This window comes from Bacillus sp. FSL K6-2841, from assembly GCF_037976435.1.
Lineage (GTDB): Bacteria > Bacillota > Bacilli > Bacillales > Bacillaceae > Bacillus > Bacillus pumilus.
In genome coordinates, this window is sequence record NZ_CP150266.1 from 104,250 (window position 1) to 119,769 (window position 15,520).

Annotated in this window: 15 protein-coding genes, 1 rRNA gene and 1 other annotated feature; all 16 genes read left to right on the plus strand. The window is 42.2% G+C overall.

Going from position 1 to position 15,520, the window contains the following annotated elements; all coding sequences use genetic code 11:
• The first annotated feature begins 23 nt into the window (after nt 1-23).
• The 16 genes from rrf to rae1 all read left to right on the plus strand — a co-directional run bounded on the left by rrf (nt 24) and on the right by rae1 (nt 15,466).
• Nucleotides 24-139, plus strand: a 5S ribosomal RNA gene (gene rrf, locus MHH68_RS00565).
• Nucleotides 140-316: 177 nt separating this feature from the next.
• Nucleotides 317-781: a CtsR family transcriptional regulator gene (locus tag MHH68_RS00570; protein WP_003217184.1), complete on the plus strand. Its 465-nt coding sequence runs from the start codon at nt 317-319 to the stop codon at nt 779-781.
• 14 nt (nt 782-795) lie between these two features.
• On the plus strand, nt 796-1,353 hold the full coding sequence (locus tag MHH68_RS00575) for a UvrB/UvrC motif-containing protein (protein WP_034665655.1): 558 nt from the start codon (nt 796-798) through the stop codon (nt 1,351-1,353).
• Between the two features lie 4 nt (nt 1,354-1,357).
• On the plus strand, nt 1,358-2,449 hold the full coding sequence (locus tag MHH68_RS00580) for a protein arginine kinase (RefSeq protein ID WP_003217181.1): 1,092 nt from the start codon (nt 1,358-1,360) through the stop codon (nt 2,447-2,449).
• The gene (clpC, locus tag MHH68_RS00585) at nt 2,446-4,881 is read left to right on the plus strand and encodes an ATP-dependent protease ATP-binding subunit ClpC (RefSeq protein WP_003216969.1); all 2,436 of its coding nucleotides are present in this window, start codon (nt 2,446-2,448) and stop codon (nt 4,879-4,881) included. Before MHH68_RS00580 ends, clpC begins: the two co-directional genes overlap by 4 nt.
• Before the next feature lie 93 nt (nt 4,882-4,974).
• A complete protein-coding gene (radA, locus tag MHH68_RS00590) occupies nt 4,975-6,354 on the plus strand; it encodes a DNA repair protein RadA (RefSeq protein WP_058015795.1) in 1,380 nt (459 codons plus the stop codon).
• A 2-nt stretch (nt 6,355-6,356) separates the two neighbouring features.
• Nucleotides 6,357-7,436 (plus strand): DNA integrity scanning diadenylate cyclase DisA, encoded by a 1,080-nt coding sequence (gene disA / locus MHH68_RS00595; protein WP_012008686.1) that lies wholly within the window; start codon nt 6,357-6,359, stop codon nt 7,434-7,436.
• A gap of 153 nt (nt 7,437-7,589) precedes the next feature.
• Nucleotides 7,590-8,690 carry a PIN/TRAM domain-containing protein gene (locus MHH68_RS00600; RefSeq protein WP_058015822.1) on the plus strand — a complete coding sequence of 367 codons (1,101 nt, stop codon included), beginning with the start codon at nt 7,590-7,592 and terminating at the stop codon, nt 8,688-8,690.
• 13 nt (nt 8,691-8,703) lie between these two features.
• Nucleotides 8,704-9,393 carry a 2-C-methyl-D-erythritol 4-phosphate cytidylyltransferase gene (ispD, locus tag MHH68_RS00605; protein ID WP_061406507.1) on the plus strand — a complete coding sequence of 230 codons (690 nt, stop codon included), beginning with the start codon at nt 8,704-8,706 and terminating at the stop codon, nt 9,391-9,393.
• A 3-nt stretch (nt 9,394-9,396) separates the two neighbouring features.
• Nucleotides 9,397-9,873 carry a 2-C-methyl-D-erythritol 2,4-cyclodiphosphate synthase gene (gene ispF / locus MHH68_RS00610; RefSeq protein WP_061406509.1) on the plus strand — a complete coding sequence of 159 codons (477 nt, stop codon included), beginning with the start codon at nt 9,397-9,399 and terminating at the stop codon, nt 9,871-9,873.
• A gap of 94 nt (nt 9,874-9,967) precedes the next feature.
• Complete coding sequence (gene gltX / locus MHH68_RS00615) at nt 9,968-11,419, plus strand: glutamate--tRNA ligase (protein WP_061406513.1); 1,452 nt, start codon at nt 9,968-9,970, stop codon at nt 11,417-11,419.
• Nucleotides 11,419-11,650: a binding site (T-box leader), on the plus strand. (Overlaps the previous gene by 1 nt.)
• A gap of 82 nt (nt 11,651-11,732) precedes the next feature.
• Nucleotides 11,733-12,386: a serine O-acetyltransferase gene (cysE, locus tag MHH68_RS00620; protein WP_012008691.1), complete on the plus strand. Its 654-nt coding sequence runs from the start codon at nt 11,733-11,735 to the stop codon at nt 12,384-12,386.
• Entirely contained in the window at nt 12,383-13,783 is a 1,401-nt protein-coding gene (cysS, locus tag MHH68_RS00625) for a cysteine--tRNA ligase (RefSeq protein ID WP_003217177.1), read from the plus strand. Before cysE ends, cysS begins: the two co-directional genes overlap by 4 nt.
• Before the next feature lie 3 nt (nt 13,784-13,786).
• Nucleotides 13,787-14,218, plus strand: coding sequence for a Mini-ribonuclease 3 (locus MHH68_RS00630; protein ID WP_003217007.1), 432 nt, complete (start codon nt 13,787-13,789; stop codon nt 14,216-14,218).
• Nucleotides 14,202-14,951, plus strand: coding sequence for a 23S rRNA (guanosine(2251)-2'-O)-methyltransferase RlmB (rlmB, locus tag MHH68_RS00635; protein WP_003217141.1), 750 nt, complete (start codon nt 14,202-14,204; stop codon nt 14,949-14,951). Before MHH68_RS00630 ends, rlmB begins: the two co-directional genes overlap by 17 nt.
• A gap of 2 nt (nt 14,952-14,953) precedes the next feature.
• Entirely contained in the window at nt 14,954-15,466 is a 513-nt protein-coding gene (gene rae1 / locus MHH68_RS00640) for a ribosome-dependent mRNA decay endonuclease Rae1/YacP (protein WP_003216949.1), read from the plus strand.
• Nucleotides 15,467-15,520: the final 54 nt, after the last annotated feature.

The window sequence follows — 15,520 nt, forward strand, 5'->3', positions numbered from 1 at the left end:
GAGAGAACATTCTCTCCATCAGGTTTGGTGGCGATAGCGAAGAGGTCACACCCGTTCCCATACCGAACACGGAAGTTAAGCTCTTCAGCGCCGATGGTAGTTGGGGGTCTCCCCCTGTGAGAGTAGGACGCCGCCAAGCTTGTCTAAGGATCAGTTCCGTATGGAACTGGTCTTTTTTGTGTTTTTGAGAGGTTTGACACCATATAAATGTGGAAATAATATTCTTAGTTGAGCGATTATCTTGAAAAATCGACCGAAAAAATTTATAGTAAGATTAAAGTCAAATATAGTCAAAGTCAATGGAGGAGGAGGCGGAGTGGCACAAAATATTTCTGATATCATCGAGCAGTACTTGAAAGAAGTCTTGGATCAGAATGGTCGAGAAATATTAGAAATTAAGCGCAATGAAATTGCAGATAAGTTTCAATGCGTACCTTCACAAATTAACTATGTTATCAATACACGCTTTACGAGCGAGAGAGGCTACATCGTTGAAAGTAAGCGTGGCGGCGGTGGCTATATCCGCATCATTAAAGTCAAAATGAATGATGAAGTCGACTTATTGAACAATATTATTTCCCAAATATATCATCGTTTATCACAGGCTGCCTCTGATCATATCATCATGCGTCTTGTCGAAAATAACATTTTATCTGAAAGAGAAGCAAAGATGATGATCAGTGTCATGGACCGTTCTGTTTTGCACATTGATTTACCAGAACGTGATGAATTGCGGGCTCGGATGATGAAAGCGATGTTAAATGCTTTGAAATTAAAGTAAAGCGGGTGAAAAGATTGATTTGTCAAGAATGCAATGAGAGACCAGCCACTTTTCACTTTACGAAAGTTATAAATGGAGAAAAACAAGAAATGCACATATGTGAACAATGTGCAAAAGAAAACAGTGATTCATATGCTATGAGTGGAAACCAAGGTTTCTCGATTCACAACTTATTATCGGGTTTATTGAATATTGATCCTAGCTTTACCACAAGTGCGAATAAGGGATCATCTATTTTTCAAGAAGCGAGAGAAGTGGATCAATGTCCTAAGTGTGGCTTAACCTTTCAACAATTCAGAAAAACAGGCCGTTTTGGCTGTGCAGAATGCTATCGTTCATTTGATCAGTATTTGAACCCTGTTTTACGGAAAGTCCATAGTGGAAATACAGTCCATAATGGAAAAGTGCCTAAACGGATTGCCGGCAGTCTTCATGTACGCCGGAAACTTGAATTGATGCAGCAAGAGCTGAAGCAGTTAATTGAACAAGAAGAGTTCGAAAAAGCAGCGGAAGTTCGAGATCAAATTCGTGCATTAGAGCATGAGCAATCTCAGCAGAGGGAGGGAGATTAACAACATGTCGCTCCAGCATTTTATTCAAGACGCTTTAAGTCAATGGATGAAACAAAAAGGACCAGAAAGTGACATTGTTCTAAGCAGTCGAATCAGGCTAGCACGAAACCTAGAGCATGTTCGTTTCCCAACTCAGTTTTCTCAGGAAGAGGCTGAAGCTGTTCTCCAGCAATTCGAGCAAAAGTTTGCTAGCCAGGAAGTGAAGGACATTGGAAACTTTGTTCTAATTCGAATGAATGAAACGCAGCCTTTAGCAAAGAGAGTACTTGTTGAAAAGCATTTGATCAGCCCAAACTTAGCAGAATCAAGATTTGGCGGTTGTTTGCTTTCTGAAAATGAGGAAATCAGTGTGATGCTGAATGAAGAAGACCATATTCGAATCCAATGCTTATTCCCAGGCTTCCAACTAGCCAATGCATTAAAAGCGGCTAACCAGATAGATGACTGGATTGAAGAGCAAGTGGATTATGCGTTTTCTGAAAAGCGAGGATACTTAACAAGCTGTCCAACGAATGTAGGTACAGGTATTAGGGCTTCGGTCATGATGCATTTACCAGCTTTAGCCCTCACAAGACAAATGAATCGGATTATTCCGGCGATTAATCAATTAGGTCTTGTAGTCAGAGGAATTTATGGTGAAGGCAGCGAAGCAATAGGGAACATCTTTCAAATTTCAAATCAAATGACACTTGGTCAATCAGAAGAGGATATTGTAGATGATTTAAATAGTGTGACCGCTCAGCTCATTGAACAAGAGCGATCTGCACGAAAAGCGTTATATCAAACATCTAAAATTGAACTTGAGGACAGAGTGTACCGTTCCTTGGGGATTTTGTCCAATTGTCGGATGATTGAATCAAAGGAAACAGCTAAGTGTTTGTCAGATGTGCGCCTTGGAATTGATTTAGGTATCATTAAGGGGCTTTCAAGTAATATACTGAATGAACTCATGATTTTGACACAGCCTGGCTTTCTTCAACAATATTCTGGAGGAGCTTTGGAGCCAAATGAACGAGATATAAAACGAGCAGCGATTATTAGAGAAAGGCTGCGTTTAGAAATGCATAGGAATGGACAGGAGGATGAAACGATATGATGTTTGGAAGATTCACTGAAAGAGCTCAAAAGGTATTAGCACTTGCACAAGAAGAAGCCATTCGCCTAGGCCATAAGAACATTGGTACTGAACACATTTTACTTGGTCTTGTACGCGAGGGTGAGGGTATTGCCGCAAAAGCGTTAGAAGCACTGGGCCTTGTTTCAGATAAAATCCAAAAAGAAGTCGAAAGCTTGATTGGAAGAGGGCAAGAGGTGTCTCAAGCTATTCCTCATTATACGCCTAGAGCGAAGAAGGTCACTGAGCTTTCAATGGATGAAGCAAGAAAGCTAGGTCATTCCTATGTAGGGACAGAACATATTCTATTAGGTCTTATTCGCGAGGGAGAGGGTGTAGCTGCCCGCGTTTTAAATAACCTCGGAGTGAGCTTAAATAAAGCACGTCAGCAAGTCCTGCAGCTGCTTGGCAGCAATGAAACAGGTGCATCTGCCGCTGGCTCTAACAGCAATGCAAATACACCAACATTAGATAGCTTGGCAAGAGATTTAACAGCGATTGCGAAAGAAGACAGCTTGGACCCTGTCATTGGACGAAGCAAAGAAATTCAGCGTGTCATTGAGGTCCTAAGCAGAAGAACAAAAAACAACCCTGTGCTGATTGGTGAGCCCGGTGTTGGTAAAACAGCCATCGCTGAAGGTCTTGCACAGCAAATTATTCATAATGAAGTGCCTGAAATTCTGCGGGATAAACGAGTGATGACGCTTGATATGGGAACCGTTGTAGCAGGAACGAAATATCGTGGTGAATTTGAGGATCGTTTGAAAAAAGTCATGGACGAAATTCGTCAGGCAGGAAATATCATTCTCTTCATTGATGAGCTTCATACACTGATTGGTGCTGGCGGAGCAGAAGGTGCGATTGACGCATCTAATATTCTCAAACCATCCTTAGCACGTGGAGAGCTTCAATGTATCGGGGCAACAACGTTAGATGAGTACCGTAAATATATTGAAAAGGATGCTGCGCTTGAACGACGTTTCCAGCCAATTCAAGTAGATCAGCCATCCGTTGATGAAAGTATTCAAATCTTAAGAGGTCTTAGAGATCGTTATGAGGCACATCACCGTGTGTCCATCACAGATGAAGCGATTGAGGCGGCGGTGAAGCTGTCTGACCGTTATATTTCTGATCGTTTCCTTCCAGATAAGGCGATTGATTTAATTGATGAGGCAGGTTCGAAAGTCCGCTTACGTTCTTTCACAACACCGCCTAACCTAAAAGAACTAGAGCAAAAGTTGGATGAAGTACGCAAGGAAAAGGATGCGGCTGTTCAAAGTCAGGAATTTGAAAAAGCAGCTTCTCTTCGCGATACAGAGCAGCGTTTACGTGAAAAAGTAGAAGTCACAAAGAAATCTTGGAAAGAAAAGCAAGGTCAGGAGAATTCAGAGGTATCAGTGGATGATATCGCAATGGTTGTCTCTAGCTGGACGGGAGTGCCTGTTTCAAAAATTGCCCAAACAGAAACAGATAAGCTTCTGAATATGGAACAATTACTCCATTCTCGTGTAATCGGGCAGGATGAAGCGGTTGTCGCTGTAGCAAAAGCTGTGAGACGTGCGCGTGCTGGTCTAAAAGATCCAAAACGTCCAATCGGCTCCTTTATCTTCTTAGGCCCAACAGGGGTTGGTAAAACGGAGCTTGCAAGAGCACTTGCGGAGTCTATTTTTGGTGATGAAGAAGCGATGATCCGTATCGATATGTCTGAATACATGGAGAAACATTCTACATCTAGACTTGTTGGGTCACCTCCAGGCTATGTTGGCTATGAAGAAGGCGGACAACTGACTGAAAAAGTGAGAAGAAAACCTTATTCTGTTGTGCTTTTAGACGAGATTGAAAAGGCGCATCCAGATGTATTCAACATCTTACTGCAAGTATTAGAAGATGGTCGTCTGACGGATTCTAAAGGGCGTACCGTTGACTTTAGAAATACGATTTTGATCATGACATCCAACGTTGGAGCTAGTGAACTGAAGCGAAATAAATATGTTGGCTTTAACGTGCAGGATGAAGGTCAAAATTACAAAGATATGAAAGGCAAAGTGATGGGCGAGTTGAAACGTGCGTTTAGACCAGAATTCATCAACCGTATTGATGAAATCATTGTCTTCCATTCACTTGAAAAGAAACATTTAAAAGAGATCGTGTCTCTCATGTCTGATCAATTGACGAAACGATTAAAAGAACAAGACCTTTCAATTGAATTGACAGAAGCAGCAAAAGCGAAGATTGCCGACGAAGGTGTAGACCTTGAGTACGGTGCGCGTCCGTTAAGAAGAGCGATTCAAAAGCATGTGGAGGATCGACTTTCTGAGGAGCTTCTAAAGGGTAATATTGAAAAAGGTCAACAAATCGTATTAGATGTGGAAGATGGAGAAATTGTCGTAAAAACGACGGCTGCTACGAACTAATATAGTAAGAAAAAAGTGTGAGGCATACCAGTAAGGTGTATGCCTCCCTTTACTTATTTTCTGACCAGTATAAGGAGTTGTATTCTTCAATCTATGGCTAAGACAAAATCAAAATTTATATGCCAATCGTGCGGTTATGAATCAGCCAAATGGATGGGGAAATGTCCAGGCTGCGGCACGTGGAACAGTATGACAGAAGAGGTCGTTCGTAAAGAGCCGGTAAACCGTCGAAGCGCTTTTAATCATTCTGTCCAAACCATTCAAAAACCTTCACCTATTTCTGCAATTGAAACATCAGATGAACCCCGAATCAAAACGAATTTAGAAGAATTTAACCGAGTATTAGGAAGTGGAATTGTCAAAGGCTCTCTTGTTCTCATTGGCGGAGATCCTGGAATTGGGAAGTCCACATTATTATTACAAGTATCAGCACAGCTCTCAGACAAAAATCAGAATGTATTATACATATCCGGTGAGGAGTCCATTAAACAAACGAAGTTAAGAGCGGACCGCCTCGGCATAAAAAGCACCTCTTTACATGTTTTGGCTGAAACCGATATGGAGTATATAACGTCTGCTATACAAGAGATGAAACCCGCTTTTGTCGTGGTGGATTCGATTCAAACTGTTTATCAAAGCGATATTACGTCAGCTCCTGGGTCTGTATCTCAAGTGAGAGAATGTACAGCGCAGCTGATGAAGATTGCCAAGACAAATGGGATTCCAATTTTTATTGTTGGTCACGTGACCAAAGAAGGCTCGATCGCAGGTCCACGTCTTTTAGAGCATATGGTGGACACGGTTCTTTATTTTGAAGGTGAGCGTCATCATACGTTTCGTATCTTACGTGCAGTGAAAAACCGATTTGGTTCAACGAATGAACTAGGGATTTTTGAAATGAGAGAGGAAGGGCTCACGGAAGTATTAAACCCATCCGAAATTTTCTTAGAAGAACGTTCGGCAGGTGTATCTGGTTCGTGTGTTGTTGCCTCAATGGAAGGAACAAGACCTGTTCTTGTCGAGATACAAGCGCTAATTTCACCAACAAGCTTCGGAAATCCGCGTAGAATGGCCACTGGTCTTGATCATAATCGAGTGTCACTGCTCATGGCGGTTTTAGAAAAACGTGTTGGACTGCTGCTGCAAAACCAGGATGCGTATTTAAAGGTCGCAGGCGGTGTGAAGCTTGACGAACCAGCAATTGACTTGGCCATTGCGGTCAGTATTGCCTCCAGCTTTAAAGACGCAGCGCCGCATCAAGCGGATTGCTTTATAGGAGAGGTCGGTCTGACGGGAGAAGTCAGAAGAGTATCAAGAATTGAACAGCGTGTGCAGGAAGCGGCGAAACTAGGATTTAAGCGAATGTTTATTCCTCAGGCGAATATAGATGGATGGAAAAAGCCGAGAGGGATTGAGTTAGTCGGTGTAGAAAATGTAGCGGAGGCACTTCGAATTTCACTAGGGGGATCATAGAAATGGAAAAAGAGAAAAAAGGAGCGAGAGAACTCGATCTCTTAGATATCGTACAGTTTGTGGCACCAGGGACACCTCTTCGGGCTGGGATCGAAAACGTCCTGAGGGCCAATACTGGCGGGCTTATTGTTGTTGGTTATAACGACAAGGTAAAAAGTGTTGTCGACGGAGGATTTCATATTAATTCTGCCTTCTCCCCAGCACACTTATATGAATTGGCGAAGATGGATGGAGCCATTATTTTAAGCGATTCTGGTCAAAAGATCTTGTATGCGAATACACAGCTCATGCCAGATGCAACCATTCATTCATCGGAAACGGGCATGAGGCACCGAACTGCTGAACGTGTAGCGAAGCAGACAGGCTGTTTAATCATTGCGATTTCTGAACGGAGGAACGTCATTACCTTATACCAAGGGAATCGTCGTTATACGCTGAAAGATATTGGCTTTATTTTAACGAAGGCCAATCAAGCCATACAAACACTTGAGAAATATAAAACCATTTTAGATCATGCCATTTCTGCGTTAAGCGCCCTGGAATTTGAAGAGCTTGTGACCTTTGGTGATGTATTATCCGTCCTGCATCGTTACGAAATGGTGCTTAGAATTAAAAATGAAATCAATATGTATATCAAAGAGCTTGGAACAGAAGGACATTTGATTCGTCTGCAAGTCAATGAACTGATTACAGATATGGAGCAGGAAGCGGCTTTATTTATTAAAGATTACGTGAAAGAAAAGATTAAAGATCCATATGTTCTGCTTAAACAGCTCCAAGATATGTCTAGCTTTGAGCTTTTAGATGATTCCATTCTGTACAAGTTACTTGGCTATCCAGCTTCTACAAATATTGACGAATATGTGTACACAAGAGGTTACAGACTGCTTCACAAAATCCCTAGACTGCCTATGCCAATCGTCGAAAACGTGGTTGAAGCGTTCGGTGTGTTAGATCGAATTATGGAAGCAGATGTACAAGATTTGGATGAAGTAGAAGGAATTGGAGAAGTAAGAGCGAAAAAGATAAAAAAAGGATTAAAAAGGCTGCAAGAAAAACATTATATCGACCGACAGCTGTAAGAAGAGAAATTTTCTTTAAACACGGTTAAAAATGGATGAATATGGGTATATTAATGATGCTTTTGTTTTCTATTGATTATGATAGGAAACTTAAACATATATCAATGTCAGGTGAGGGTGGATTGACAGATGAAAAATAAAGGAGGTGAAGGTATGTTAAAAAGAATCGTTCAGGCGTTTTTTATCATTTTTGGTGCAGTTGTAGGGATTTTTATCATTCCAGAGTTATTTCTGCTGTTAAATGTAAAGGACATACCTTTCATAACAAATGCTTACTCTTCAGCACTAATAGGAGCCGCTGTGTTCTTTATCATCGGCAAATGGTGCACAGGTTATGTGGTGAATTGGGTGAAATGGATCGAGGATTCTCTCTTAAAGGCGCCTCTTCCTGATCTTATTTCTGGAAGTTTCGGATTAGTATTTGGACTTATTCTAGCATATCTTATTGTAAACGTGATCCCGCTAAACAATATCCCATATCATATTTTTGGTACCATTATTCCGATTTTCCTGGCTTTCTTTTTAGGATACCTTGGATTTCAGGTAGGCTTTAAGAAGAAGGATGAAATGATGGGGCTGTTCTCCCGATCTGCAAAGGTCACCAAGAAAAAAGGAGCAGCTGATGATGAACCTGAAATAGAAGATAAAAAGCTGAAAATTTTAGACACAAGTGTTATCATTGATGGAAGAATCGCAGATATTTGTCAAACTGGATTCTTAGAAGGCATCATGGTCATTCCTCAATTTGTGCTCGAGGAATTACAGCATATTGCAGACTCTTCTGATGTATTAAAGAGAAATAGAGGCCGAAGAGGTCTTGATATTTTAAATCGTATTCAAAAAGAATTAGATATCAAAGTTGAAATTTACGAAGGTGACTTTGAAGACATTCAAGAGGTTGATAGCAAGCTTGTGAAGCTCGCTAAATTAACTTCAGGTGTTGTTGTGACAAATGATTTTAATTTAAATAAAGTATGCGAACTTCAAAAAGTAGCAGTGTTAAACATCAATGACCTAGCCAATGCGGTGAAACCGGTTGTGCTGCCTGGGGAAGAAATGAAGGTACAGGTCATTAAAGATGGGAAAGAGCATAACCAAGGTGTTGCTTACTTAGATGACGGTACGATGATTGTGGTCGAAGAAGGACGCAATTACATTGGAAAAGACATCGATGTGCTCGTCACAAGTGTGCTGCAGACTGCTGCTGGAAGAATGATTTTTGCGAAGCCAAAACTTCTGGAGAAGGCGCTCTAAAGGGAGAACGAACATGTATTATGAAGTAGTTATTCCGGCTGCGGGGCAGGGGAAACGAATGAAGGCCGGCCGCAATAAGCTTTTTATTGAGCTGAAAAGAATGCCGGTCATTATTCATACACTAAAGGTGTTTGACGCTCATGCTCAATGCAAACGCATGATCCTAGCGATCAATGAAGAGGAGCGTCAAGACTTTGAAAGGCTACTCAAGGTACACGCTTTTCAAACGCCTGTTTCACTTGTTACCGGCGGCGAAGAACGTCAGCAAAGTGTATACGAAGGATTAAAGGCTGTGAAAGATGCAGACATCGTGCTTGTTCATGATGGGGCAAGGCCTTTTATTAAGCATACACAGATTGACTTGCTCGTTAAAGCAGCGATTGAAAAAGGCTCCGCAGTTGTAGCGGTACCAGTGAAAGACACAATCAAACGCGTTCAAGAAGGCAAAGTGGAACAAACCATTGAACGTCAGAGCTTGTGGGCAGTCCAGACCCCACAAGCTTTTCGTCATTCTATTTTAAAAGAGGCGCATGAATATGCAGAGCGGACCGGTTTCCTTGGAACAGACGACGCCAGTCTTGTGGAACAATTACATGGTGAAGACGTGTATATTGTCCAAGGAGATTACACCAATATTAAGCTGACGACACCGGATGATTTATTGGTTGCCAAGGCAATTATGGATGCGGAAAGAGGGTACTAGATCATGTTGAGAATAGGACAAGGCTTTGATGTACATCAATTAACTGAGGGAAGACCTTTGATTATCGGCGGGGTTACCATCCCTTATGAAAAGGGGCTGTTTGGGCATTCAGACGCTGATGTACTGCTTCACACAGTGGCAGATGCCTGCCTAGGTGCGATTGCTGAAGGAGATATCGGCAGACATTTCCCAGACACAGATCCTGAGTTTAAGGATGCGGATTCTTTTAAATTACTGCAGCATGTGTGGGCACTAGTAAAGGAAAAAGGCTACACACTTGTGAATATTGATTGCACCATTATGGCGCAAAAGCCCAAAATGGCACCTTACATTCAACCAATGTGTGAGAAGATTGCAGAAGCGCTTGAGGCAGAGGTCACACAGGTGAATGTGAAAGCAACAACGACGGAGAAACTCGGATTTACAGGAAGAGGCGAAGGAATTGCCTCTCAAGCAACGGTGCTTCTTCAGAAAAAGTAAAACTCATTTTGATGAGAATGTGATTTGATGATAAAATACGTTTATAAAAAATTGGTGTCAGACAACATGATGCAGATGAAAGGAAGTTAAACTCATGGGAAATGAAGTGCGTGTTCGTTATGCACCGAGTCCAACTGGTCATTTACATATTGGGAATGCTAGAACGGCTCTTTTCAACTATTTGTTCGCACGCAGTCAAGGCGGCAAATTTATTATTCGAATCGAAGATACGGACCAAAAGCGTAATGTAGAGGGCGGAGAAGAAAGCCAGCTGCGCCACCTGCAATGGCTCGGTATTGATTGGGATGAGAGTATTGATAAAGATGGCGGCTACGGTCCTTACAGACAATCAGAGCGTAATGATATTTATAAAAAGTATTATGATGAGCTGCTAGAGAAGGACTTGGCGTATAAGTGCTATTGTACGGCTGAAGAGCTAGAGGAAGAGCGTGAAGCACAAATTGCCCGCAGTGAAATGCCTCGATATTCTGGTAAATGCAGTCATTTATCAAAAGAAGAAGAGGACAAGCTAATTGCTGAAGGAAGAGAGCCAAGCATCCGCTTCCGAGTGCCAAAAGGAGAAATCATCAAATTTGACGACATGGTCAAAGGCGATATTTCATTTGAGACAGACGGCATCGGTGACTTTGTCATTGTGAAGAAAGATGGTACGCCGACTTATAACTTCGCTGTAGCAGTAGATGATCATTTGATGAAAATGACTCACATTCTCCGCGGAGAGGATCACATTTCGAATACGCCTAAACAAATCATGATCTTCAACGCATTCGGCTGGGATGTTCCGCTATTCGGACATATGACGCTGATTGTGAACGAGAACCGCAAGAAATTAAGCAAGCGTGATGAATCTATTATTCAATTCATCGAGCAATATAAAAACTTAGGCTATTTACCAGAAGCCCTGTTCAACTTCATTGCACTACTTGGATGGTCTCCAGTGGGCGAAGAAGAACTGTTTACAAAAGAGCAATTCATCGACATTTTCGATGTAAATCGACTTTCTAAGTCACCAGCTCTATTCGATATGCATAAACTAAAATGGGTAAATAACCAATACGTGAAAGCACTTGATCTTGATCAGGTTGTTGCGTTAACACTTCCACATCTTCAAAAGGCAGGCAAAGTAATCGAGCAGTTGTCAGATGAAGAAAACACTTGGGTGCGCAAGCTGATTGCTCTGTATCATGAACAATTGAGCTATGGAGCAGAAATTGTTGAGTTAACAGAGTTGTTCTTTAAGGAGCAAATTGAGTATAATCAAGAGGCGAAGGAAGTTCTAGCAGAAGAGCAAGTACCAGAAGTCATGGCATCTTTTGCTGGTCAGCTTGAACGACTTGAATCTTTCACACCTGATGAAATCAAGGCTGCTATTAAAGCGGTACAAAAAGAAACAGGGCATAAAGGCAAGAAACTCTTCATGCCAATTCGTGTGGCTGTCACAGGACAAACGCATGGCCCAGAACTTCCGCAAAGTATTGAACTACTAGGAAAAGAAACGGTATTAAACCGCATTAAACAAATATAAGGAAATCGTTGCGAGGGAGAAGTACAATGTTTTCGCCCATCACAGAAAGAGTCTCCACCGGCTGAAAGAGACTTATGGGCAGACGTTGGAAATGCACCCTCAAGACCCTTGAGGAACACGAGTACGTTAGTATGCAAGGGCGGTACCCTCCGTTATGGGATTAAGTTGAGAAGGCTGCGAAATGAGGGCTTTCTAAACAGAGTGGAACCGCGTTTTCAAAACGTCTCTGTCATATGGCAGAGGCGTTTTTTATTTGTCCAAAAAAGAGAGCAAGTCCGAAGAGAGATTGATGGGGAAGAACGGGGGGAAGCATGTGTTTTTCAAAATGCTGAAAGAAGACATTGATACTGTGTTTGATCAAGATCCTGCTGCTAGAAGCTATATTGAAGTAGTGCTAACCTATTCAGGGCTTCATGCGATTTGGGCTCATCGTATCGCGCATGCATTTTATAAGCGGAAGCTGTACTTTCTTGCTCGGATCATTTCTCAGGTCAGCCGGTTTTTCACAGGGGTGGAAATTCACCCTGCGGCAACCATTGGCAGGCGATTCTTCATTGACCACGGTATGGGAGTGGTGATTGGGGAAACATGTGAAATTGGAGACAACGTCACTGTTTTCCAAGGCGTGACATTAGGGGGAACAGGGAAAGAAAAGGGAAAGCGGCACCCGACCATTTTAGACGATGCGCTCATTGCGACAGGTGCAAAAGTGCTCGGTTCCATTACTGTCGGAAAAGGAGCCAAGATTGGAGCGGGGTCGGTCGTGTTAAAGGACGTACCGGACCATTCCACCGTTGTCGGTATACCTGGGCGAGTCGTCGTTCAAAATGGTAAGAAAATTAATCGTGATCTCAATCATCAAGATTTGCCAGATCCAATTTCCGATCGTTTCAAAGAATTGGAACGAGAAATGGAAAAGCTAAAAGGTGAGCTGGCTTCATTGAGCAGAAAGGAAGAACAATCATGACAATCAATATTTATAATACATTGACACGTAAGAAAGAAGAATTCGTCCCGCTTGAACCAGGAAAGGTCAAGATGTATGTGTGCGGACCAACCGTTTATAACTACATCCATATTGGGAATGCAAGACCTGCTATTGTTTATGACACTGTACGTAAGTATTTAGAATACAGTGGCTATGATGTGAACTTTGTCTCAAACTTTACAGATGTGGATGATAAACTCATCAAAGCAGCCAATGAACTCGGAGAAGATGTTCCGACGATTGCTGACCGTTTTATCCAAGCCTACTTTGAAGATGTCAGTGCACTAGGCTGCAAAAAAGCCGACCTTCACCCGCGAGTGACGGAAAATATGGATGATATCATTGCATTTATTGCGACATTGATTGAAAAGGGCTACGCCTATGAAGCAGATGGTGACGTGTATTACAGCACACGCTCATTTGAAGGCTACGGAAAGCTCTCTCACCAGTCGATTGATGAACTAAAGACAGGTGCCCGTATTCGTGTAGGTGAGAAGAAACGAGATGCGCTGGACTTTGCTTTATGGAAGGCCGCAAAGGACCAAGAAATCTCATGGGATAGCCCGTGGGGCGAAGGACGCCCAGGCTGGCATATCGAATGCTCAGCCATGGTTAAAAAATATTTAGGTGATACGATCGATATTCATGCAGGCGGACAGGATTTAACCTTCCCTCACCATGAAAATGAAATCGCTCAATCTGAGGCTTTGACAGGCAAACCTTTTGCAAAGTATTGGATGCATAACGGATATATTAATATTGAGAATGAAAAAATGTCAAAATCACTAGGCAACTTTGTGCTCGTGCATGACATTGTGAAAGAACAAGATCCTGACGTACTTCGATTCTTTATGTTGTCGGTTCACTACCGTCATCCAATTAACTACTCAATGGACTTACTAGAGAGTACAAAGAGTGCGTTTAACCGGCTCAAAACGTCGTATGCTAATTTACATCATCGCCTTGAAAGCAGCACGAATATCACAGAAGATAATGCTGAATGGCTGGCGAAGGTTGAAGAGCAGCGAGCGACGTTTATTTCTGAAATGAATGATGACTTCAATACGGCAAATGCGATCTCTGTTTTATTCGAACTTGCGAAACAGGCGAATTATTATATGGAAAATGATCATACTTCGGAGGAAGTGATCAAGGCATTTATCGGCTTGTTCCAAGAAATCACCTCTGTCCTTGGCTTCTCATTAGAAGAAAAGCATACGCTTGACGAAGAAGTAGAAGCGTTAATTGAAAAACGCAATGAGGCTAGAAGAAATCGTGATTTTGCGCTATCTGATCAAATTCGTGACCAGTTAAAGAGCATGAATATTGTATTGGAGGATACTCCTCAAGGTACTCGCTGGAAAAGAGGAGAATAGGTCATGTTGAATTTTGAAAAGCTGAAAGACGGTAAACAATTGAACGGACTTGCGCTTGCTTATATGGGTGATGCCATTTTTGAAGTCTACGTGAGGCATCACCTCCTCCAAACGGGGGCGACAAAACCAAATGAGCTGCACAAACGAGCAAGCAAAATTGTTTCAGCTAAATCTCAGGCAGCTATTTTATTTACGCTTCAGCAGCAAGGCTTTTTCACTGAAGCAGAAGAAGCGGTGTTGAAAAGAGGAAGAAATGCAAAATCAGGCACAGTGCCTAAAAACACAGACGTTCAAACGTATCGTTATAGTACGGCGTTTGAAGCGCTCATGGGTTATTTATTTATTGAAAAGCAGGACGAACGCTTAGAAGAGCTGATTAGTCAGGCGATTGAAATCGGAACGTCAGGGAGGAAGACAAATGAGTCAGCAACATGATTATGTGATTGGGAAAAATGCAGTGATTGAAACACTGAAGTCAGATCGGGAGTTATACAAGCTCTGGATGGCAGAAAACACTGTAAAAGGACAAGCACAGCAGGTCATTGAACTCGCAAAAAAACAAAATATCACCATTCAGTATGTTCCGAGGAAAAAGCTTGATCAAATGGTTACAGGTCAGCACCAGGGAATCGTTGCACAAGTAGCAGCATATGAATATGCAGAATTAGACGATTTATATCAAATCGCTGAACAGCGGAATGAACAGCCGTTCTTTCTGATCTTAGATGAAATTGAAGACCCACATAATTTAGGTTCCATTATGCGTACAGCAGATGCTGTAGGTGCACACGGGATTGTCATTCCGAAAAGGAGAGCGGTCGGCTTAACGACAACTGTTGCCAAAGCATCCACTGGAGCAATTGAACATATTCCTGTTGCCAAAGTCACCAATCTTTCAAGAGCTCTTGATGAGATGAAAGAAAGAGGAATCTGGGTCGCGGGAACAGATGCGTCTGCCAAACAGGATTACAGACAATTTGATGGCACGATGCCGCTTGCTCTCGTGATTGGCAGTGAAGGGAAAGGGATTGGCCGATTGATCAAAGAAAAGTGTGATTTTCTGATTAAGCTGCCTATGGCTGGAAAGGTCACTTCGTTAAACGCGTCAGTTGCTGCTAGTCTATTGATGTATGAAGTGTATCGAAAACGTTATCCGTTAGGAGAATAGAGATGGACATCCTCTTAGTCGATGGATACAACATGATAGGTGCATGGCCGCGGCTGCAGCACTTAAAGGAAAACAGCTTTGAAGAAGCCAGAGACATACTGATTCAAAATTTAGCAGAATATCAAGCATACACAGGGTATCGAGTCATTGTCGTATTCGATGCCCATATGGTCAAAGGAATCGAAAAAAAGCGGATCAATCACCGGGTAGAGGTCATCTTTACGAGAGAGAATGAAACAGCTGATGAGCGGATTGAAAAGCTTGCCCAGGATTTGAATAATATTCGGACGCAGATTCATGTGGCGACCTCAGACTTTACAGAACAATGGGCAATCTTTGGACAAGGAGCTCTTCGGAAGTCGGCTCGAGAGCTTTTAAGAGAGATTGAAGTGATCGAACGAAAGATTGAAACGAGAGTCAAAAAGATTACTTCTGATAAACCAGCATCCAAGATTGAATTGTCAGAAGATGTATTGAAAACGTTTGAAAAATGGCGGCGTGGGAATCTAGAATAGCTTGACGATATTTCAACCATTAATGTATAATATTTCTATCTAGGTGCGGTCGGG

Excerpts from the sequence above, each read along its gene's own strand:
- MHH68_RS00580 (WP_003217181.1), top strand. The coding sequence starts at position 1,358 with ATGTCGCTCCAGCATTTTATTCAAGACGCTTTAAGTCAATGGATGAAA.
- clpC (WP_003216969.1), top strand. The coding sequence starts at position 2,446 with ATGATGTTTGGAAGATTCACTGAAAGAGCTCAAAAGGTATTAGCACTT.
- radA (WP_058015795.1), top strand. The coding sequence starts at position 4,975 with ATGGCTAAGACAAAATCAAAATTTATATGCCAATCGTGCGGTTATGAA.
- disA (WP_012008686.1), top strand. The coding sequence starts at position 6,357 with ATGGAAAAAGAGAAAAAAGGAGCGAGAGAACTCGATCTCTTAGATATC.
- MHH68_RS00600 (WP_058015822.1), top strand. The coding sequence starts at position 7,590 with ATGTTAAAAAGAATCGTTCAGGCGTTTTTTATCATTTTTGGTGCAGTT.
- ispD (WP_061406507.1), top strand. The coding sequence starts at position 8,704 with ATGTATTATGAAGTAGTTATTCCGGCTGCGGGGCAGGGGAAACGAATG.
- ispF (WP_061406509.1), top strand. The coding sequence starts at position 9,397 with ATGTTGAGAATAGGACAAGGCTTTGATGTACATCAATTAACTGAGGGA.
- gltX (WP_061406513.1), top strand. The coding sequence starts at position 9,968 with ATGGGAAATGAAGTGCGTGTTCGTTATGCACCGAGTCCAACTGGTCAT.
- cysS (WP_003217177.1), top strand. The coding sequence starts at position 12,383 with ATGACAATCAATATTTATAATACATTGACACGTAAGAAAGAAGAATTC.
- MHH68_RS00630 (WP_003217007.1), top strand. The coding sequence starts at position 13,787 with ATGTTGAATTTTGAAAAGCTGAAAGACGGTAAACAATTGAACGGACTT.
- rlmB (WP_003217141.1), top strand. The coding sequence starts at position 14,202 with ATGAGTCAGCAACATGATTATGTGATTGGGAAAAATGCAGTGATTGAA.
- rae1 (WP_003216949.1), top strand. The coding sequence starts at position 14,954 with ATGGACATCCTCTTAGTCGATGGATACAACATGATAGGTGCATGGCCG.